This is a genomic window from Nostoc foliaceum FACHB-393, from assembly GCF_014698505.1.
GTDB lineage: Bacteria > Cyanobacteriota > Cyanobacteriia > Cyanobacteriales > Nostocaceae > Nostoc > Nostoc foliaceum_A.
Window position 1 is genome coordinate 1 of the sequence record NZ_JACJTD010000146.1, and the last position, 5,174, is coordinate 5,174.

Genomic DNA, 5,174 nt, shown 5'->3' on the forward strand with positions numbered 1-5,174 from the left:
ACTTTTCATGACTATTGCTCAAATATACACAAACTACGGCGATTGTTTAGCCTTGAGATACTTGATGGAATTATCGGCAGAATACTTTGGATTGATCGGAGTTGAATAAAATGTATAACGAATACGACGATTTGAGTTTTGAAGAACAATTACACCTAACTGAATCCCTTATTAGACAGCGACATAATCAGCAGATGTTCTTGCGGCGAAATGCCCAACTGTTACAGCAGGATTTAGAGCTTGAAGCCGAACTGTTAGAAGAGAATCCAGAGTTAGCGCAGGTGATTCATTCTCTTAATATGCGGGAAATTCAGAGTAATCAGCAAGGGTTACAGAATGTTCTAGGTTCAGAAGAATCAGCGTCAAAGGAGCAAAGTGTTTGGAGTAAGTTTTTTCCGGGATTGGGAGGATGAATGAAAAGTTTTGATATCAAAATTTACCTCAGTTCATTAGTTAAATAAACAACTCAATAAGGACTGAACTCTTATAATTTAACTCCAATTATTAAGTTTAATATTTCGTTACACACTTATAAATATCCTCACTCACCTACTTATTTATGAAGCTGAATATAATTGGATACTCCATGTTTAGATAACTGCTGCCTAAAATTTTCCACTTTCTCTAAGATGCCCTGAATGTGTCTTTTGAGGGCTATTATTGAAGCAAAATGATTATAAAATTGGTCTGCAATGCCTAGCAAAATTAGGGAATTATCCTTTTTAATGACACAAGATTTTGTGCTTTTTACAATCAGCAAATATTTATTAAATAAGAAAAGGTTTATATTTCTCAGTCTATTAAAATTTGCCGTTTAAGTTTTTCTATTATATACTCTTTCACGACAGGTTTTTGGGTATAATTTTTAACTTTTTTTTCAATTAATGAGCGCCAACTCAATCTCTCTATGGCATTCAAAAGTTGGAATTTAGGAACATTCGGACAAATACTTTTAGCTAAGGTATCAAGAGTTGATACTTCTTGAGCAATAGCTATACAGTTCATAATATACCATTCTAACTCTGAAAGACGATTTAGCTGCTGCTCTAGTAAGTGGTTAATATTACTGAGCAACAAGGTATTTTGTTCTAGGAATTCCCCTATTTCGCCATTAAATAGCTCGATTATAGCATTAGTAACTATGTTTATTTGTAAAGGGTTATTACTGTAGCGATCGCACAGTTCCTTCTTTTGCTCATCTGAACCTAGCAGTTGCTTTGATTGTAGTAGGTGAATGGCTACCTCTTGAGAAGCTTCCAACTTGAAAGAACGCACCAGTAATTCTGCTCCTTCTGATATGACGACTTCAGCGGGTTTTTCTCTAGAGGTTAAAATCAGACAGCTATTATGATTTGTTTTTCCAATGGCTTGGATTAAATCACCATAAATCTGATAATTAGGGCAATACTTTGCCATCGAACCCGGATCTAAGACTGTTTCTAAGTTGTCTAAAATTAATAGACACCGATAAGTACGCAGATAATGGATCAGCAAATTGATGTCGGGTGTAGTTTCTTGCTGATTGGATAAAAATGATACTAACTCAGTTAAAAAGCTGTTTCCCGGTGGAGTGTACTGTAGCGATCGCCAAATCACATACTCAAACTGATCTTGAATTGATAGTGCTAATTTAGTGGCTAAAGTGGTTTTCCCAACCCCGCCCATACCGAAGATTGTAACCAAACGACAGCCATCTTGTAAAATCCATGACTTTAGCTGCGCTAGTTCTTGGGTGCGAGCGTAAAATGATGAAACATTAATTGCTGCACCAAAAATTGTATTTTTTTTACAAGCTTGTATCTATTATTTAAGACGTTGATCTTAGCATTAGGTGTAGAGATTTCTCTCCAATCCAGATTTAATTTATGACATAATTCTTCAAAATTTGTATGACCAACTGGTTTACCAGTTAGGAATTTGCTAACTGTAGCTAGAGCTAAACCAGTGTCATGAGCCAAGCTTCTTTGGTTGGGGTAGCCATTACGTGTAAGTGATATTTTAACTTGATCCATGCAGTCATGGCGAACTTTCAATGACCTTGGCATTCTGTATTTTATTTGTTTGATTATTTACTCAGTTTACAGTAACGCTGAAGAATAGGGCAAACGCATCTAAATTACTTTTGATCACAACGAAGCTTAAAAACCAACGAAAAAATCAGGATTTCGCGTTTGATTATTTTTAAAGCCCCAAAGCGATCGCCTAAATTATTCGCAATAAGCGAAGCTTAATGACATTATTTTTATCTCTATTGAGAATATATTTTACTTATTGACATGATGCGGCCGCCCTACGCTGAAGAACCTATATTTTTTCTCTTTTTTTAGGAAGAAGAATACTTTTATCGTTTTCTAGGTTAACTAAATTATTTTGTTAAGAAAGAATATTTAAAAACCATGAAACTTGGTCAAAATTCAGAATAAATCAGTAATTTATAGAACTGAACTTAGTCAGCAACCAAATATTATGATTTTGTGTATAAGTAATTTCACTTGTATTTGCATAGATATTGTCTCTTTTGCTTTATATCCCTCTTTTACATGAGGGTGATAAGCTGTTGCGTTTCTCGGTTGAGTCCAATAGAGAACTAACCCCCACCCCCTTCCCTGCTAGCATTGGAGGGCAAGATTCAAAGCCTCTCTCCTTTTAGAGAGGTTTGAAGACAGGCCAAAATCTATTTCTTTCATTTGAGAATCGCTATTAATTTGCTTTAGGGATGCAAACATTTTTTTGTGTTTAGTTATCGATAGAAATACCATTCAAAGAGTAAAACCATGAAAAGCAAATTATTTTTTGACAATCTTATTAGTGAACTAGACTTGTCTGGGATTTATGGAATAGTAAATGTTGCGCGAAACAATGTCTATTCTTATCTTAGTAGCTTCCGAAATGATGCAGGGTATACCGATAAATTGGAAACTGCCTTTGGTAATGATTTTGATAGGGAAGTAGCTAATCAATTATTTGATAGTTTTGCTCAAGGGAATTTTAGTAATATTCCTAGCATCAAGATTGTGAAGCGTGATGATATTAATGGTGCAAATGGTGCTTTTTCGCGTGAGACTAATCTAATTTATCTAGCATCGGAATTTATCACTGAAAATGCGAACAATCCTCAAGCTATTACTGATGTATTGCTGGAGGAAACTGGGCATTTTGTTGATGCACAGATTAATACAAATGATGCAGCAGGAGATGAAGGGGATATTTTTGCGAGGTTGGTGCAAGGGAAGAGTTTAAGTCAGCAAGAATTAGCGGTTTTGCAGGTTGAGGACGATACCACGACTGTGACGTTGGATGGTCAGGTTATTCAAATTGAGATGAATGTTACTGGAGCGTCTAAACAATGGTTGTGGTGGATTGATAACGCTGGGGATGGCGACGGGTATATGCAGGGATCTAACGAAGATGAATGGATTGGTGGTCGAGGTGGAAATGATGTTATTAAAGGTGGTGGTGGAAGCGACCGGATACTAGGAGAGGGAGGTAATGACACTCTCAACCCTGCTTATAGCCAAGGTTCCAGTGATACAGTTGATGGAGGAACGGGTGATGACCTGCTCCAAGTTGATTACACTAACAAGATTAATGGTGCTGGTATCCATTTAGGTTGGCTAGGTGATAATATCTACAGTCGTGGTGGTGCTGGTGATAATCCTAACTTAGTCAGCTTTTCCAATATTGAACGTTTTGAAATTACTGGCACAAAATATGATGACGTTTTCGATAGGCTTGGTGGTAATGACATCTTCAATGGTGGCGAGGGTAATGATGTTCTTAAACCTCTTTATAGCCAAGGTTCCAGTGATACAGTTGATGGAGGAGCAGGTGATGATCTGCTCCAAGTTGATTACACTAACAAGATTAATGGTGCTGGTATCCATTTAGGTTTTAACAACACTAATAAAATCCACAGTCGTGGTGGTGCTGGCGATAATTTTGAATTAGTCGACTTTTCCAATATTGAGCGTTTTAACATCATCGGCACAAAATATAATGACGTTTTCGAAGACCGTGGTGGTAATGACATCTTCAAGGGCGGCGATGGTAATGATGTTCTTAAACTTCTTTATAGCCAAGGTTCCAGTGATACAGTTGATGGAGGAGCAGGTGATGATCTGCTCCAAGTTGATTACACTAACAAGATTAATGGTGCTGGTATCCATTTAGGTTTTGATTTAGGTAATGGTAATGGCAACACTAATAAAATCCACAGTCGTGGTGGTGCTGGCGATAATTTTGAATTAGTCGACTTTTCCAATATTGAGCGTTTTAACATCATCGGCACAAAATATGATGACGTTTTCGAAGACCGTGGTGGTAATGGTGTCTTCAATGGTGGCGATGGTAATGATACATTTGTTGCTAGCAAATCGGCAAGCAGTTATGTAGTTCGCCTTGATGGTCAAAATCAAGGCTCTGTTTCTTCTGGCATTACTAACAAACAGTTGTTTTCTATTGAAAATGTCATTGGGAGTAATTCTAATGACAGTCTATATGGGGATGGCCAAGCTAATCATCTCCAAGGTAACGACGGTTCTGATTTATTAGAAGGAGGCAGTGGCAACGATATCCTAAGTGGTGGTCTAGGAAATGATACCCTCAAAGGTGGTTTGGGAGATGATACTCTTACTGGAGGAAAAGAAACTAATAATCTTTGGGGAGGTGAAGGTCAGGATACCTTTGTGACTGAATCTGGTGGAGTTCAAGTTATCAAAGACTTCGAGCGAGGTGTGGATAAAATTGACATGGCACAAGCTCAAGTTAGCCAAATTTCCTTCGATATTTCAACTATTGCAGGGTCAACGATTATTAAAGTAAACGGAACAGAAAGAGCAAGAGTTGAAGGAAGTCTGGTTGATTCATACTCTTTAATTAATACCAGTGAAGATATTAACTCTCAACCCCTTTCAAGCGAGGAAGTCAAAAATTTAAGTACAATACTCCAAAAGTGGGCAGAAAATTACGCTCAATCTCTAGGACTATCTACCAATGTTTACCTTGTTAACAATAAACTTCAGATGGTTCGAGGTGACTTAGAATTTATGTAATCGACCACGGGGCGATCGCAAATTACAAGAAAGTAAAACCCATTGAGATCAAAGAGTTAGAGGTCAAAAAAAGCAGACAGCAGACTGATTCAATTTCGGAAATCAAACTGTATAAATTCGTAG

Annotated in this window: 4 protein-coding genes; 2 read left to right on the forward strand and 2 right to left on the reverse strand. The window is 37.2% G+C overall.

Translation table 11 applies throughout. From position 1 onward, the window contains the following. Positions 1-110: 110 nt before the first annotated feature. Positions 111-413 carry a hypothetical protein gene (locus H6G92_RS38090; protein WP_190901956.1) on the forward strand — a complete coding sequence of 101 codons (303 nt, stop codon included), beginning with the start codon at positions 111-113 and terminating at the stop codon, positions 411-413. Positions 414-792: 379 nt separating this feature from the next. Here H6G92_RS38090 and H6G92_RS40115 read toward each other — a convergent pair whose 3' ends face one another. Both H6G92_RS40115 and H6G92_RS40120 read right to left on the reverse strand, forming a co-directional pair. Further along, on the reverse strand, positions 793-1,683 hold the full coding sequence (locus H6G92_RS40115) for an NB-ARC domain-containing protein (RefSeq protein WP_242059521.1): 891 nt from the start codon (positions 1,681-1,683) through the stop codon (positions 793-795). Positions 1,684-1,721: 38 nt separating this feature from the next. Next, entirely contained in the window at positions 1,722-2,045 is a 324-nt protein-coding gene (locus H6G92_RS40120) for a hypothetical protein (protein ID WP_242059522.1), read from the reverse strand. Between the two features lie 729 nt (positions 2,046-2,774). Here H6G92_RS40120 and H6G92_RS38100 point away from each other — a divergent pair. Beyond that, positions 2,775-5,051: a calcium-binding protein gene (locus tag H6G92_RS38100; protein ID WP_190901958.1), complete on the forward strand. Its 2,277-nt coding sequence runs from the start codon at positions 2,775-2,777 to the stop codon at positions 5,049-5,051. Positions 5,052-5,174 lie beyond the last annotated feature (123 nt).

Excerpts from the sequence above, each read along its gene's own strand:
- H6G92_RS40120 (WP_242059522.1), bottom strand. The coding sequence starts at position 2,045 with ATGCCAAGGTCATTGAAAGTTCGCCATGACTGCATGGATCAAGTTAAA.
- H6G92_RS38090 (WP_190901956.1), top strand. The coding sequence starts at position 111 with ATGTATAACGAATACGACGATTTGAGTTTTGAAGAACAATTACACCTA.
- H6G92_RS38100 (WP_190901958.1), top strand. The coding sequence starts at position 2,775 with ATGAAAAGCAAATTATTTTTTGACAATCTTATTAGTGAACTAGACTTG.